The following is a 13,993-nucleotide window of genomic DNA, read 5'->3' on the forward strand; positions in this document are numbered from 1 at the left end:
AGAGTGACCAATCAACGAGACCGCCTGAATGGATCAAAGCCCCCAGCAGCCAAAGGCCAGCGCCGCCGAAGTTTTCCGCGTCTTCCTGAAGCTGGGGCTCACCTCCTTCGGCGGTCCGATCGCGCATCTGGGTTATTTCCGGGACGAGCTGGTGACGCGTCGAAAATGGCTGAGCGAAAGCGCTTATGCCGATCTGGTCGCGCTATGTCAGTTCCTGCCCGGCCCGGCCTCCAGCCAGGTCGGCTTTGCGCTTGGTTTGACGCGCGCGGGATGGCTCGGGGCATTTGCGGCCTTCCTCGCCTTCACCTTACCATCGGCTCTGATCCTTCTCGCGCTCGCCATGACGGCAACGCGGCTGGAAAGCCCGCTTGCCCTTGGCGTCCTGCATGGTCTCAAGATCGTCGCCGTCGCCATCGTGGCGCAGGCGGTGTGGGGCATGGCAAGAAATCTCTGCCCCGACAAGGAGCGCGCCACGATCGCGGTCGCGGCTGTGCTTCTGCTCGCGTGGGCACCGGGTGCCATCGGAATGATGGGCGCCATTCTCCTCGGCGCAATCGCCGGGTTGGTCCTCAGCAAGGGACAGGTCACGACCGGCGCGCATCTGCCGGTCCCGGTTTCGCGGAAAGCCGGACTGACGGCCTTTGCGCTGTTTGCCGTCTTACTGATTGGCCTGCCGCTCTTGGCCGCACAGGCGCAAGGATGGGCGCTGGCCGACAGCTTCTATCGTGCTGGCTCTCTGGTCTTCGGTGGTGGGCATGTCGTGCTGCCGCTCTTGCAGGCCGAAACCGTCACGCCGGGATGGGTGTCCGACGACGCCTTCCTTGCGGGCTATGGCGCGGCGCAGGCCGTGCCGGGACCGCTCTTCACCTTCGCCGCCTGGCTCGGGGCGGTCATGGGACCGGCGCCGAACGGCGTTGCCGGTGCGGCGATCGCTCTTGTCTCACTCTTCCTGCCGGGCTTCCTCATCCTGATCGGGGCGCTCCCCTTCTGGGATCGGTTGCGCCGCACGACATGGGCGCAGTCGGCCATGCAAGGCGCCAATGCCGCTGTCGTCGGCATCCTCGGCGCGGCGTTGTATTCGCCTGTCTTCACCAGCGCGATCGGCGGCATGCCGGACTTCGCGCTGGCTCTGGTTTGCTTTGTGGCACTGATGGCCTGGAAAGCCCCACCATGGGTTGTCGTATTGCTCGCAGCAGGGGGCGGAGCTGCGCTTGACTCCGTGATGTGAGGGGGTTTCGGTCACGCGCGCCATGTTCGGGCTCCGATGCGCGCGAGCTGGCGCCCAAGGGGTTACGCGCGCGAGACTTCTTTTATCCCTACGGTCACATCGATGATCTCGGGGTCAAGTCGCGTGACCTTCACTGAGGCGTCGCGCTGTCCTCCCACCGAACGGCCCGCAGAAACTCGTCACGCGACAATGCACAGAGAGCAAACTCACCACGCCGGAAAGGGCCGCCCAACCGAGAGGCGACGCCCTGACCGGCGAGGTAAAAGATGTAGGGACCTGCATTGAAGAAGACGTGGGCGCTTGCGCGCTTCCACTTCTCGATGAACTGTTTGCTCGGTCCCATCCAGCGCATGACCGCGAATTCCTTGCCGTCGAGGTTTACGACGCGCGAGCCGAAATCGAGCGACATGCTGAAGTAGGTTCCGAGAAAGGAGCTTTCGCTGTGGATGTGGACCAGCCAAAACATCCGATGCCCTTGCCGATAGAAGGCCTCGCGCGCGTTGCGTTCGTCCTCACTGATCGAGGAATGCTGCAACTCGAGCACGGTCGCGCGAGAGGTGCCGCTGCCGACCAGCACATCGGCGCGATGCAGTTCGCCGGTCATCGGATCGCGCAGGGCGATCTCGCGGCACGACATATCGAAAAGTTCTTTCCAGCCGAGGTGCCAAGGCCCTTCAGGCTCGCTCCACGGATCGCAGTCTCCGGCCTTGTGCCGCCAGTGGGGCGTGTTTTCGACGGGCATCACCGCGGTCAGCAGACCGCCGCAGTCACGGCAGGTGGTGCGCTCGCCCTTGGCGAGCGGCGCACGCTTCTGATCACCGACGCAAGCATAGAGCATGTCTAATTTTCCCCTCTAGCGTCAGCGGGCGGCCACCGCAGTTTTCCGCGACCAACGCGCAAGGCTTCGACCAGCCTGGTGTTGCCCGGCAGCCTTCCTGAGAAGAGGCTGGGCTTTGGGTCCACCGCCGGCTTCTTGAAGGGCGCGACCCGCCGGTAGTCAGGCGTTTCGAGCCAAGTTCGTCCGTCCCCCTCGTCCGTGACGATTCGATAAAGGCCCGCGGGCGGGGCCGCCGCGATGTCGAGCAGACGCTTATAGCGTTCGACCGACCATTTCTGGATTCCGCCGCTGAGAGCTTCGGTGCGAAAGCGCGCCCAAAGCGCTGCAGTGTCGGGCGTGGGCCAGTCGCCGGCATCAGTGTAGGCCGTAATCTCGTCGGATTCGAGCCAGGCCCGCATCTCCGCGGGCGTCACGAAGATCGGCTCGGCGTCCTGAATGGCCGCGATGGCCGCGCGCCGGGACGGAAGCCCCGCCCGGATCAACATCGCCATCATGAACTGCGGGACGCCGGTTTCGACCGCCGCCGCTGCGCCGCCCGCCACCGTCTCCGGTGACCAGCCGAGCGACATGCGGCGGGTGCGGACGGCTTCCAGCGCCCAGACCAAGCGATAGGTGAAAGCCTCTTCGACCGCCCGCATGTTCTGCGGTCCGATCTTCTCGACCGCGTCGCCTGAGATCCAGGCGCGCAGGATGACTTTCCAATTGGCCGGCAGCGCGTTCTTCTTGTCGGGGATGAAGGGCCGCATGAACAGCAACCGTTCTCCCAGGCCACCAAGGGCGTCGGCGAGCTCGTCGACGTCGCCGCTCAGCGCCGCATCGTCGGCGCGATCGAGCAGCTGGGCCAGTTCATCAGCCATGGTGTCGATAGAAAGGCCGGCTTCAAGTCCAACCCCCATTGCGAAATGTCCGCGCCGCGCCTGCGGCGTGGTCGACTTCCAGATCAGCGCGGCGCGGGCCTCGAACACCTTCTTGTGCAGGGGCGCGACCTCCTCTTCTTCGTGGGCGATTTGCCGGGCCCAGAGCGACCCCTTGAGAGCTTCGTCCAGCAACTTTGGAAGGTCGGCACGATCGGCGTCCAGCGCTTCGATCAGGCCGAACACGGTCGCATCGAGGCGCTCGACGAGCTGCGACAACGGCTCTTCGTCGATGGTCTCCTCTTCGTCGCCCTCGTCGGTTTCGTCATCCTCATCCGCGTCGGGAACGGAGTCGTACTCGCCAGCGGCGGCCAGACGTTCGGCTACCTCGGCCTCTTCGGTCGGCGATCTCCAGGCCTCCCGGGCATTTGCTAGATATTCCCACGCATCGTCACGGTCGAGCACGCCCTCGCGCGACAGGCGCTCAAGGATCTCGGCGACGATCTGGATAAGGCCGCTCTTTAGGGTTCGGGCCTTGGCGGAGGCGACCAGCTTCCTCCATTCCTTCTTTCGCCAGTCGGTCTTGTCGAACATGACATGGACGATCAGGCCTTCGACGTCGACGAAAGCGCGCCCGGCGCGCCCCGCGACATTGGCGAATTCCTCACCCTTGATCTTCTCACCAGCGCGGTAGAGCGCGGGTACGAGCAGGACCGCAGCGTTGAGATTAAGCCCTTGGGAAAGCGTCGGCGAAGCGACGATGACTTTCAGCACGCCCTCGGACAGAAGGACTTCCAGCTCGCGCAGGAACGGACTCGGCAGGCGGCCATGATGGATGGCGACGCCGGCCTTCAGGCTGGCGACGGCCGGATGGTCTTCACCCAGCCATTCCTTGCCGACCTCCAACGCGCGCGCGATCGGCGCCTCATCCTCCAGCAAAGAATCGAGATAGCCGCGCCTGCAGAGGTCAACGACCTGCTTGCCGTAGCTTTCGACCCAGTTGGCCTGGGTCGAGAAGATCAGGGTGCGCTTGCCCTGGCCGGCGAATTCCCAGGCCGCGAAGAGGGCGAGATGCGAATTCTTGCGCGGATAGGGGTTCTTCTCCCGGCCGCGCGCGGGCTTCTCCTCGACAAACTTGTCGAGGAATGGACCGTCGTCATCGAGGTCGAGCCGAAGCAGCGCATCCTTGCCGCGCCAGGTCAGTGCGCCGAAACGCTGGCGCGTGGGGCGCCAGTCGGAGCGCACGGGCTCGCCGGGTTCATCAGAGCGAATCCACGCGGTAAGATCGTTGAGTTCGTCGCCGCTCGGCAGGATAGCCGAAAGACAGACGATCCGGCGTTCGGCCGCGTCCGCGCGTCGCAGCAGGCGTTGCACGAGTGTCTCGTAACGAATCTCGCGCTCGCTTGGCCCGATCATGTGACCTTCATCGAGAACGATCAGGCCGACGTCATCGATCAGCGACGGATCACTTCGCAGCGCGAAGTCGAGCTTTTCCGGCGTGGCAATAATGATCTCGCGGGTGCGCAGCGCGTCCTCGTCGCCCACCGATAGCCCGCTGGCGCCATACAGCGAGGAAACGCTGAATCCGAGCGGGGCGAAGGTCTTGCGGAAGGACCGTTCGGTCTGAGCCGACAAGGCGCGAAGCGGGGTGACGATCAGCACCCGGCGAGCCGAAGACAGGGTCATCAATGCGGCGATTTCCGCAACGCGCGTCTTCCCTGCGCTCGTGGGGAGCGCCACGACCAGGTCGTCGGTGACATCGGTCGACCGCTGCGCGGCCTCGCGCTGAGAAGGCCATAGCTCCACTTCGGAGGTTTTGCGCGCGTACAGCGAACCGATGAACAGCCGCCGGAGGTCGGGGTATCGCTCCTCCGTTCCCGCAGGCGGCTCGGTCGGTAGGTTCTGGTGCAGCGCGTGCTGCCAGAGATCGTCGATCAGGTGGCGGCAGAGATTCGAGATCCACCACAGCGGGACGTTCTCGGCATTGTCGGCCAGGCTGACGGCGGTGGCAAGCAGATCCCGCGCAGTGTCAATCGGCTCATCCTCGCCCGTCTCCAGGGCGAAATCGAAAAAGGCCAAGGCTCGGCAGATCGTCGTATTCAGGATGGTCGACAGCACATCGTCGATATCGGGCTCGTCGCCGCCCAGCGTTTCGGCCATCTGCTCATCGCTGTGGGCCTCATTGCCAAGCCAGTCGCGAACAAAGCCGCGCAACTGATCGAGATCGCGCAGGATGAGGTGACGGATCGCCGTTTCGCCAGGCGCGGCGTTGAGATCTTCGGCCAGCTCGTTGAACAGCGAATAGGCGACAGCCGAATAACCCGCGAGGTGATAGGCTGCGGCAGCTATGGTGCGGCGAAAGCCGCGCTCCGGCGCCTCGGGATCGCCGTTGCGCACCAAGGCTTCAAAGGCGTTGGCGGCCCGCTCGAACGCCTTGTCCGTCAGGTCCGATGCACCGGTCTGGGCGCGCAGCGCCATGGCGCCCCGAAGCAGCGCGAAACCATGTTCGGCAAGGTCGGTTTCAATAGTCGCGCCCAACGGCGGCGCGTTCTGCGGCAACACGCCGGCTTCCCGCATCAGCGACCAGGCCGCGCCACGATAGAGCAGCCGGCCGAGAATGCCGTCGACGGTCGCGGTTGCGAGAAAAGCCGTTAGCTCGTCAGGCGTCTCCAAGGTCTTCCGCCCCCTGGTACATGGCCGCGATGAAGTCCTGGTGGTCTTCGACGTGGATGTTCACGACGTAGTGGTCCCGATTGGTCCCGGCAGCGTCGAGGTCTTCCCTCAGCGAGGCATGGGGGCCGTTGCCCGACACGGTGAAAAGCATGTGGTCGATGCGATCGGCGCGCAGCGACTTCACGCCCACCTCGTCGCGAAGATCACGGCCCAACGCGTTTTCGGCGGGATCATTGCTCTCGAGCAGGCGGTTGGCGACGAACAGCAGCGAGTCCGGCGTGCAGCGGCCACTGTCGCGGTCGAGCACCTTGCGGGCGCTGTTCACCGTGGATTTCCCGAGCTTCTTGTTGCTCTTGGCTTCCCCCTTCAGAAGCCACAATTTCTCGTCCTTGCCGCCATAGCCGGCGCCGATGAAATCATCGCCGCGCATGGCCATGTTGCGGCCGTCCTTGTAGCGAAGCCGGCGCACGGGGACGCGCAGGCCGATATCTTCCTCCACCAGCTCGGTCGCGAGAATCTCCCCCAGGTCTCCGGAGCGGCCCTTGGCCGTCTGAGGCATCGCCTCGCTCAGAATCTTGGCGGCAACCGTGTAGCCGAGGCGCTCGACATCCTCGGCGATACGCTCGAGACGATCATAGTGGGAACGAATGGTCTCGGCGAGGTCGCCGCTGATCTCGTCGCGGCCGCCATCCTTCTCGACATAGGTCCAGTAGTGTTTGCGCTTGTCTTTTTCCTTGGTGGATTCGCACCACCGCTCATACAGCCCCATGCTTCCCCCCACTTCTTTATTTTGCTGCGCGATTTACCCGGTCGGCGATGTCTGCGCATCGCTCGATCAGCCTCTCAAAGGGCTCGGCGTCCTTAAGTAGCAGCCCGTCTTCCACCATATGTTCGTAATCCGAGGCCAGCGCCGTGCGCGCCTCGCCGCTCGGCACGAGCCGCAACAATCCGTTGACGGCGGCCTCATAGTCGACGGGCGCGCCGTCCGCCGCCTTCTCCGCGAAGAACATGCTTTTGTGCCGTGCTACCGCCAGGGCGAGATCTCGATCAGCCGCGGCCGCGTCGGCAATCCCGGCGTCATCCAGGCGGACCACGTCATGCCAATGGCGAGCGAACCGCTCCCCGCGAAGCCGTTCCTGCAAGCAGAAGACGTGGATCGCGGTTGCCTTTTCCCAAAAGGTCCGCTCGGCGTGCATCACGCGCGGCGACGCCGCGGGGAACGTCACGCCCTCGACCAGGCCCGTCGCATCGCAGACCACATCACGCACGCTGGCCGGTTCGCCGGTCGAGCGGGCGCCGAATTCCAGCATGACGCTTGGCGCGACATAACCGGAGCCGGTAGAGGTCGCTTCATAGTCGATGAAGAGTTTCTCGCCGTCGACCCGGGTCGCGGCCGACACGCCCTGCGCTCCAATGGCGTCGATGAGCAGGGGCTGCACCGTGCCCGAAATCCACTCCGGCAGGCGGTGGCGCACCGCTTTCGACCAGCGCTTCTCTTCGCTGCGCGTTGCCGGCAGGGCCTCGCCATTGTCGCCCACCAGATCGGGCGCGATCGCTCGGATGTCGTAGGTCAGATCGACATCTTCCGAGAAGCGCTGAATGACGCCGTAGGCTTTTGAAAGCGATGTCCCGCCCTTGAAAACGAGATGGTCGCCGAGCGCGGAGCCGAAAACGGTTTGAAGGGCCCAGACGACCCAAACGTCCTTCTCGAGCAGATGGGCGGGCCGCCCTGAACGATCGGCGGCCACGCCCAGCGCGTCACGACGGTCCGCCGCCGACAGGGACAGAAAGGGATCAGCCATGGGCCGCCTTGCCGACGCTTCGGGCAAGCCAGGTCGGAAACTGCGGCGCGGCGGCCACCAGTTCGCCGAACGCCGACGGTGGGAGCTTTCGTTTCAGAGCCTTCAGCGCCGATTCCGCTTTCTCCGGCCCAAGCCAGGCTAGAGCGCGAACCGCTTGGCCTGAGGGGCGATCGGCGAGCGCAAGCTGCCAGCGTGGCGCATGGCGCAATTCCACGAGCTGCTTGCCCAAGGTCATAGTGCGGCTCCGGCCCGACGTCAGATAAACAGAGCGAACCGGCACCTGCGTCGTCAGCCCCAGCGCATTTGCGGCAGCCGCGCCGTTCGGCACGATGACTTCCCCGCGCTGCACCGCCAGCGCCTCGATGGCCTGTTCCACCGAAGGCGCGCGTGCTCCAAACCGGCTCTTGATCGGACGCAGATACACGCCGCGCCCGGCACGGATCAGATGCCCTCGTTCTGCAAGACGCGACAAAGCCTGGTCCACCCCAGCGCGGCTGCCGAGGTGGAGAAGGCTCTTTGCCGCCAGCGGCGTTCCTTCCGGCAGCGTCTCGGCGAGCGCCAGGATCTGTTCGGTCAGACGTTGCACCATCATTCTCCTGTCAGAAATATATGCGAGTTTCTGACATTTTTCAACGGCCACAAAGCTTTCAAACTCAACCCAACCGTCCTTCGTAGCTCCGGTCGCCACGAGGGATCGATTGAAGGGGGAAAGCCTTCCCCTGCGGCCGAGCCACGGTCTCGGCCGACCCCTTCTGCGGGGACACCCCGCAACGCCCCGAGAGTGAGAGTGCGGACGGATCTTCCGTGACGGGTTGAGGGCTGGGAGAGAGGCTCCCGGCGCCCGTCGTGGAGTTTATCCCGATGGCCAGAATGGATCGCGCCGCGCGTCGTACCGGCGACCGCACCAATTTCTATGACGACATCACCAACAAGATCATCGCCGAGCTGGAGGATGGTCGGCTTCCCTGGGTCCAGCCTTGGGGCACGGCCGCGGCCAAGGCGCCGCTCGCCATGCCGAGGAACGCGGCGACCTCGCGCCAGTATTCCGGCATCAACGTCCTGATCCTCTGGGGCGCCGTCATCCAGCACGGTTTTCCTTCCCAGCAGTGGCTCACCTTTCGCCAGGCGCTCTCGCTCGGCGGGAACGTCCGGAAGGGCGAGCATGGCACGACCGTCGTCTACGCCGACCGCTTTGTGCCTGACGATGAAAAGCGCCGCGCGCGCGAGGCCGGCGAAGAGGCGACCGCCATTCCATTTCTGAAGCGGTTCACGGTCTTCAATGCGGCGCAGTGCGAGGGGCTGCCCGAGAATCTTGCCGTCGAAGCGCCGCCCCCGGCGTCGGGCATGATCGAGCCAAGGGTCGAGGCGCTGATCCGGGCAACGGGAATCGACTTCCGCATCGGCGGGAGCCGTGCCTTCTACGTTCCCGCCCACAACTATGTGCAGGTGCCGCCGCCCCAGGCCTATTTCGAGCCGATCAATTGGCACCGGACCGCGCTGCATGAACTCGGCCACGCCACAGGCCATGCTTCCCGCCTCGGACGTGATTTCTCCGGCGCGTTCGGAACGAAAAAGTACGCGTTCGAGGAATTGGTGGCCGAGATGAACGCCGCCTTTTGCTGCGCCTCACTCGGCATCGTCCCGACCGTCCGCCACGCCGATTATATAGGCTCCTGGCTCGAGGTTCTGCGCGAGGACAATCGCGCCATCGTGCGCGCCGCAAGTCAGGCGAGCAAGGCCGCCGACTGGCTGCTCGCACACCTTCCCGAAGCGGACGCCGGAGATCGCCTCGAGGCGAGCATTCCCGATTGCGACAGGAGGGCGGCATGATCCTCCTGACCGACGAACTGCGTAAGCCGCTACTCGCCAATGGCCGCCGGCGCGATACCGACCATGTGCCGCTCGTAAAATTCTTCAACCCGCTGGGTGAAGGCGTCTGGCTCGCCACCGAACTGGACGAGGATGGCGACACGTTCTTCGGGCTGGCCGATCTCGGTAACCCTGAGCTTGGCTCCTTCTCGCTGCAGGAGATGTCGTCGCTCCGCCTGCCGTTCGGCATGGGGATCGAACGGGACATCCTCTTCACGGGGGATTTCCCGCTCTCCGTTTGGGTGGAAGCCGCGCGGCAGGCCGGCAGCATCCGGGCGGCAGAGCGCATTCTCTATCAGGCCGCTCGGTCACGGCACGGCGGCCATTGACGCGCAAATACGTGAAGGCGTGAAGTCGGCTTTGAGGCTTTGCGCTTCCACGCGGCGATAGGCTTTCCTGAAGCGTTCGCGGTTCGGGGTGAGAGAGTAAGAGGGGGAAGGGGATTTTCGTGACGGGTTGGAGGCCGAGAGAGAGGCTTTCGGCCGCCCGTCGCGGAGTACATCCCGATGGCTACTGCCGTTCAGAAGATCACCTTGTCGTCCTCACGCGACATCCCCTTCAACAAGCTGGTGCTGAGTCAGTCCAACGTCCGGCGCGTGAAAGCCGGCGTCTCCATCGACGAACTGGCGGAGTCCATCGTCCGCCGCGGCCTCATCCAGAGCATCCATGTCCGTCCCGTGGTGAACGCCGAAGGTGCGGAGACCGGCATGTTCGAAGTCCCCGCCGGCGGCCGCCGCTACCGCGCCCTCGAATTGCTCGTGAAGCAGAAGCGCCTCGCCAAAACCGCACCGGTCCCCTGCGTCGTCTCTGACTCCAAGGCCGATGTGTTGATCGACGAGGTGTCGTTGGCCGAGAATATCGAGCGTGCGCCGTTGCATCCGCTCGATCAGTTCCGCGCCTTCCAAGCCATGCGCGACAAGGGCATGACCGACGAGGCCATCGCGGCCGCCTTCTTCGTCCCGCTCCAGGTGGTGAAGCAGCGCCTGCGGCTCGTCACCGTCTCGCCCGCGCTCCTCGACGTCTATGCCGAAGACGGCATGACCCTCGAACAGCTCATGGCCTTCTCGATCTCGGAAGACCACGCGCGTCAGGAGCAGGTGTGGGAAGCGATCAGCCATAGCTGGTCGAAGGAACCCTATCAGATCCGCCGCATGCTGACCGAGACCACGGTCCGCGCCTCCGACAAGCGCGCGGTCTTCGTCAGTATCGACGCCTACCAGGCCGCAGGCGGCTGCATCCTGCGCGACCTGTTCCAGGACGACGACGGCGGCTGGCTGCAGGACCCCGTTCTGCTCGATCGACTCGTCGCCGAGAAGCTCAAGACCTGCGCCGACGAGATCGCCGCTGAGGGCTGGAAATGGGTCGATGTGGCCATGAGCTTTCCCTACGGCCACGATCATGGCCTTCGCGAACTTTCTGGCACGATCGTCGATCTGACCGAAGAGGAGCGCGCAACCCGCGAAGCCTTGCGAGCCGAGTATGATCGGATCGAGGAGGAATATTCCGAGGCCGACGAGCTGCCCGACGACATCGATCAGCGCCTTGGCGAGATCGAGCAGGCACTGGAAGCCTTCGAACGGCGGCCCGTCACCTACGATCCGGCCGATATCCGCATCGCCGGCGTTTTCGTCAGTCTCGACAGCGACGGCTCGCTGCTGGTCGAGCGCGGCTATGTGCGGCCTGAGGACGAGGCGCCGGTCGAGTCCGACGGCGATGACGATCAGACCGACGCCGATGGCAGCAATGCGCCCGCTGTCCAGCGCGCGGTCATCACCATCGGAGGCCAGCCCGCCGAGCCCGAGGAGGACGACGACGACAGCCTCAAACCCTTGCCCGAACGCCTCGTGATCGAGCTGACGGCCCATCGCACGGTGGCGCTGCGCAATGCGGTGGCGGAAAATCCGCAGGTCGCCATGACCATGTTGCTGCACAAGCTGGTCAGCGACACCTTCCGCCACACCGCGCCAACGGGCTGCCTCGAGGCCAGTGTCCGGCACATCTTCTTTCCGGCTCAATCCGACGAGTTGAAGGAGAGCGACTCCGCCCGCGCGGTCAACGAGCGGCATGAACGCTGGGGCGATCACGTCCCGGCCGACGACGAGGCGCTGTGGGCCTGGCTGACCCATCTCGACGATGGATCACGTATGGACCTGCTGGCCCTGTGTGTCAGCTACGGCGTCAACGCGCTCTTCGAGCGGCCGAATCCGCATTCAGGTTCGGGCGTGAGCCGCCATGGCCTCGACGTGCGAATGGCGCAGGCGGACCGGCTCGCTCGCGAAACCGGCCTCGACATGGTCGCGGCGGGCTGGCGGCCGACCGTGGGCAACTATCTCGGCCGTGTCACCAAGCCGCGTATCCTCGAAGCCGTTCGCGAAGGCGCCGGCGAGAGGGCCGCGCAGCTCATCGACCACCTGAAGAAGGGCGACATGGCCAAGGAAGCCGAGCGCCTGCTGGCCGACACCGGCTGGTTGCCCGAGCCGTTGCGGCTCGCCTCGCTCGACGGCGAACAGGCCAACGATGCCGGGGAGCAGACGGACGGCGGCGATGACACGGCGCTGCCGGACTTCCTCGCCGAGGATGGCGAGGAGGACGATGGCGCCGATGCCGAGGACGAGGAAGCCGGCCTGGTCGCAGCCGAGTGAACACGACAACGGGGAGCGGTCTCGGCCGCTCCCCGTATTTCTTCAAGGAGATCATCATGCCCGTTATCAACGCGCTGACGACGCGCCGCGTCGTGTTCCAGTATCTCGTCCCCGTCCATGTCGAGGTGGAGGACGGCCTTGTCACCCGCGTCACCGTGATCGACGAAACCCCGGTGCGCGATCCCGCCGTCGTCGAAGGGGACGCGACCTATCTGGCCGCGGCGGTCATTGCCTCCGACGACGGTCAGGCGTGGCCCTCCTGGTCCTTCGGCTACTGACGGGATCGGCTTCAGCACCGGCGATGAGAGGGAGAGTTTGGGCCGGTCTGCCGTGACGGGATAGCAGGTGGAGGAGAGGCCTCCGTCGCCCGTCGCGGAGTATTCCCGATGACCCATGCCAGTACTGCCCCCTTTGTCTCGATCGGTCAGATCCTCGCGGAGAAGGTGCTGCCGCCACTTCACCGCGCGCAGAAACTCCCGCTACGCGTCTCCTGCCTCGGCACGATCAGCTATGCCGGGGCCACCGACGCCGACTGCCGTGACCGGACCATTCCGCTCGGCGACGCGGCGTCCCCTGAAGACGCCATGACCTTTGCCGCCATGCGCGTCGCGCGCAACGACATCCTTATCGGCCCGGATGACACGCTTCATTTCCGGCCACGGTTGATCGTCGTGCAGGATAACGCGCTGGGCCTGGTCCTCGCCGGTGACATCCGCGCCGGCGTCATCCTCTGGCAGCACCCCGTCGCCAGCGACCGCGAAGCCTGCCGCATCGTCGCCGAAGCGAGCCGGATTCGGGGCCTGGCCTTCGCCGCCTCCGGACGCGGCGATCACGGATCGGCGCGCGACCTTCGCTACCAAGCCTCCCGCCTTGAAGCGCGTCTGGTCGATCCGCTGTGGCGCGAAATCGCCACCGATCTTCTCCGGCTGCCGCAGGCGGCCTGACCCCGCCCCATTCCTTCAATCAGCCCGGCCTCGCGCCGGGCTTTGTCGTTTCAGGAGCCTGCCATGGCCGACTTTTTCACACATTTTTCCTGCATGCTCGACGTCGGCACCCCCGACAATGCCGCGCGGGCACTCGACCTCTACAACACGCTCTCCGAAGAGGGCGCGTCGGAGGAGCCCCCGTCCGATGGCTTCCTGCTCTCGATCCAGCCCGAGCATGGCGGGAGCAAGCTCTGGATGCGCGACGACGTCACCGGCGATCCCGAACGCCTGATCCAGTTCGTGAAGCGCTGCGCCGCCGAGTTCACACTGACCGGGCGCTGGGGCTTCCAATACGCCAACACCTGCTCAAGACCGCGCGTCGACGCCTTCGGCGGTGGCGCGCATGTGCTCGACCTCGCCACCGGCGAGACGGTGGCCTGGACCTACACCAGCGGCTGGCTCGCCGACGTGCTCGACGGAGGCGATCCCGATGCCTGAGGTCATCGAAACCACCGTCTATCGGCTCGGCGAACTCTCCGAACCGGCCAAGGAGACAGCGCGATCATGGTATCGCGAGAACGGCGTCGAGCACGATTGGTTCGAGTGCGTCTATGACGATTTCGTCCGCATCGGGGAGCTGCTCGGCCTGTCCTTCAAGACCCGGCCGGTCCGGCTCTATGGTGGCGGCAACCGTCAGGAGCCTCGCATCTGGTTTTCCGGTTTCTGGAGCCAGGGCGACGGCGCCTGTTTCGAGGCCTATTATCGCTATCGCAAGGGCGCGCCGAAGGCGCTGTGCGATTACGCCCCTCAGGACGAGACCCTGCATCGCATCGCCGACGCGCTGCAAGCCGTGCAACAGCGCAATTTCTTCCAGCTCCGCGCCGAAACCACGCATCACGGGCGCTACTACCATGAATACTGCATGTCGGTTTCCGTGGAGCGCGACAGTCCGACCTGGCAGCCCCTGACCGACGGCGCGGAAGACGCCGTCACCGAGGCGCTGCGCGATCTCGCCCGGTGGCTCTATCGCCAGCTCGAACGCGAGTATGAGCATCTGACCTCCGACGAGGCGATCGACGAATCCATCGCCGCCAACGACTACACCTTCACCGAGGCCGGTCGCCGGTTCGGTTGATACCCAAAGCGCCCAGCCTTCGCGGT

At 65.2% G+C, this 13,993-nt stretch carries 13 protein-coding genes; 8 read left to right on the forward strand and 5 right to left on the reverse strand.

From position 1 onward, the window contains the following. The first annotated feature begins 28 nt into the window (after positions 1–28). Positions 29–1,228, forward strand: a complete 1,200-nt coding sequence (chrA, locus tag OCA5_RS01445; RefSeq protein ID WP_012561408.1) for a chromate efflux transporter — start codon at positions 29–31, stop codon at positions 1,226–1,228. A 130-nt stretch (positions 1,229–1,358) separates the two neighbouring features. Here the strand turns inward: chrA and OCA5_RS01450 are convergent, their stop codons facing one another. From OCA5_RS01450 to OCA5_RS01470, 5 genes are read right to left on the reverse strand one after another with little or no spacing between them, the layout of a single operon-like run. Then, positions 1,359–2,066 carry a competence protein CoiA gene (locus OCA5_RS01450; protein WP_012561407.1) on the reverse strand — a complete coding sequence of 236 codons (708 nt, stop codon included), beginning with the start codon at positions 2,064–2,066 and terminating at the stop codon, positions 1,359–1,361. A gap of 2 nt (positions 2,067–2,068) precedes the next feature. Continuing rightward, positions 2,069–5,593 carry a DEAD/DEAH box helicase gene (locus OCA5_RS01455; protein WP_012561406.1) on the reverse strand — a complete coding sequence of 1,175 codons (3,525 nt, stop codon included), beginning with the start codon at positions 5,591–5,593 and terminating at the stop codon, positions 2,069–2,071. Then, positions 5,580–6,362, reverse strand: a complete 783-nt coding sequence (locus tag OCA5_RS01460; protein WP_012561405.1) for a HamA C-terminal domain-containing protein — start codon at positions 6,360–6,362, stop codon at positions 5,580–5,582. The genes OCA5_RS01455 and OCA5_RS01460 overlap by 14 nt, the downstream gene beginning before the upstream one ends. Positions 6,363–6,378: 16 nt before the next feature. Next, a complete protein-coding gene (locus tag OCA5_RS01465) occupies positions 6,379–7,395 on the reverse strand; it encodes a nucleotidyl transferase AbiEii/AbiGii toxin family protein (protein ID WP_012561404.1) in 1,017 nt (338 codons plus the stop codon). Next, positions 7,388–7,981: a DUF6088 family protein gene (locus tag OCA5_RS01470; protein WP_026782238.1), complete on the reverse strand. Its 594-nt coding sequence runs from the start codon at positions 7,979–7,981 to the stop codon at positions 7,388–7,390. The genes OCA5_RS01465 and OCA5_RS01470 overlap by 8 nt, the downstream gene beginning before the upstream one ends. A gap of 275 nt (positions 7,982–8,256) precedes the next feature. Here OCA5_RS01470 and OCA5_RS01475 point away from each other — a divergent pair, with 275 nt between their 5' ends. The 7 genes from OCA5_RS01475 (at position 8,257) to OCA5_RS01505 (ending at position 13,967) form a co-directional block, all read left to right on the forward strand. Further along, on the forward strand, positions 8,257–9,225 hold the full coding sequence (locus tag OCA5_RS01475) for an ArdC family protein (protein ID WP_012561402.1): 969 nt from the start codon (positions 8,257–8,259) through the stop codon (positions 9,223–9,225). Continuing rightward, positions 9,222–9,593, forward strand: a complete 372-nt coding sequence (locus tag OCA5_RS01480) for a DUF2958 domain-containing protein (RefSeq protein WP_012561401.1) — start codon at positions 9,222–9,224, stop codon at positions 9,591–9,593. Before OCA5_RS01475 ends, OCA5_RS01480 begins: the two co-directional genes overlap by 4 nt. A 177-nt stretch (positions 9,594–9,770) precedes the next feature. Beyond that, entirely contained in the window at positions 9,771–11,906 is a 2,136-nt protein-coding gene (locus OCA5_RS01485) for a ParB/RepB/Spo0J family partition protein (protein WP_012561400.1), read from the forward strand. Positions 11,907–11,962: 56 nt separating this feature from the next. After that, the gene (locus OCA5_RS01490; protein ID WP_012561399.1) at positions 11,963–12,184 is read left to right on the forward strand and encodes a hypothetical protein; all 222 of its coding nucleotides are present in this window, start codon (positions 11,963–11,965) and stop codon (positions 12,182–12,184) included. A gap of 108 nt (positions 12,185–12,292) precedes the next feature. Next, positions 12,293–12,850, forward strand: a complete 558-nt coding sequence (locus OCA5_RS01495) for a hypothetical protein (RefSeq protein WP_012561398.1) — start codon at positions 12,293–12,295, stop codon at positions 12,848–12,850. 63 nt (positions 12,851–12,913) lie between these two features. Then, entirely contained in the window at positions 12,914–13,330 is a 417-nt protein-coding gene (locus OCA5_RS01500; protein ID WP_012561397.1) for a hypothetical protein, read from the forward strand. Further along, the gene (locus OCA5_RS01505) at positions 13,323–13,967 is read left to right on the forward strand and encodes a hypothetical protein (RefSeq protein WP_012561396.1); all 645 of its coding nucleotides are present in this window, start codon (positions 13,323–13,325) and stop codon (positions 13,965–13,967) included. Before OCA5_RS01500 ends, OCA5_RS01505 begins: the two co-directional genes overlap by 8 nt. Positions 13,968–13,993: the final 26 nt, after the last annotated feature.

It is taken from the genome of Afipia carboxidovorans OM5 (assembly GCF_000218565.1).
Lineage (GTDB): Bacteria > Pseudomonadota > Alphaproteobacteria > Rhizobiales > Xanthobacteraceae > Afipia > Afipia carboxidovorans.

What these genes read in the sequence shown, in the direction of transcription:
- OCA5_RS01485 (WP_012561400.1), top strand. Translation starts at nt 9,771, where the DNA reads ATGGCTACTGCCGTTCAGAAGATCACCTTGTCGTCCTCACGCGACATC.
- OCA5_RS01500 (WP_012561397.1), top strand. Translation starts at nt 12,914, where the DNA reads ATGGCCGACTTTTTCACACATTTTTCCTGCATGCTCGACGTCGGCACC.
- OCA5_RS01490 (WP_012561399.1), top strand. Translation starts at nt 11,963, where the DNA reads ATGCCCGTTATCAACGCGCTGACGACGCGCCGCGTCGTGTTCCAGTAT.
- OCA5_RS01465 (WP_012561404.1), bottom strand. Translation starts at nt 7,395, where the DNA reads ATGGCTGATCCCTTTCTGTCCCTGTCGGCGGCGGACCGTCGTGACGCG.
- chrA (WP_012561408.1), top strand. Translation starts at nt 29, where the DNA reads ATGGATCAAAGCCCCCAGCAGCCAAAGGCCAGCGCCGCCGAAGTTTTC.
- OCA5_RS01450 (WP_012561407.1), bottom strand. Translation starts at nt 2,066, where the DNA reads ATGCTCTATGCTTGCGTCGGTGATCAGAAGCGTGCGCCGCTCGCCAAG.
- OCA5_RS01480 (WP_012561401.1), top strand. Translation starts at nt 9,222, where the DNA reads ATGATCCTCCTGACCGACGAACTGCGTAAGCCGCTACTCGCCAATGGC.
- OCA5_RS01475 (WP_012561402.1), top strand. Translation starts at nt 8,257, where the DNA reads ATGGCCAGAATGGATCGCGCCGCGCGTCGTACCGGCGACCGCACCAAT.
- OCA5_RS01495 (WP_012561398.1), top strand. Translation starts at nt 12,293, where the DNA reads ATGACCCATGCCAGTACTGCCCCCTTTGTCTCGATCGGTCAGATCCTC.
- OCA5_RS01505 (WP_012561396.1), top strand. Translation starts at nt 13,323, where the DNA reads ATGCCTGAGGTCATCGAAACCACCGTCTATCGGCTCGGCGAACTCTCC.
- OCA5_RS01460 (WP_012561405.1), bottom strand. Translation starts at nt 6,362, where the DNA reads ATGGGGCTGTATGAGCGGTGGTGCGAATCCACCAAGGAAAAAGACAAG.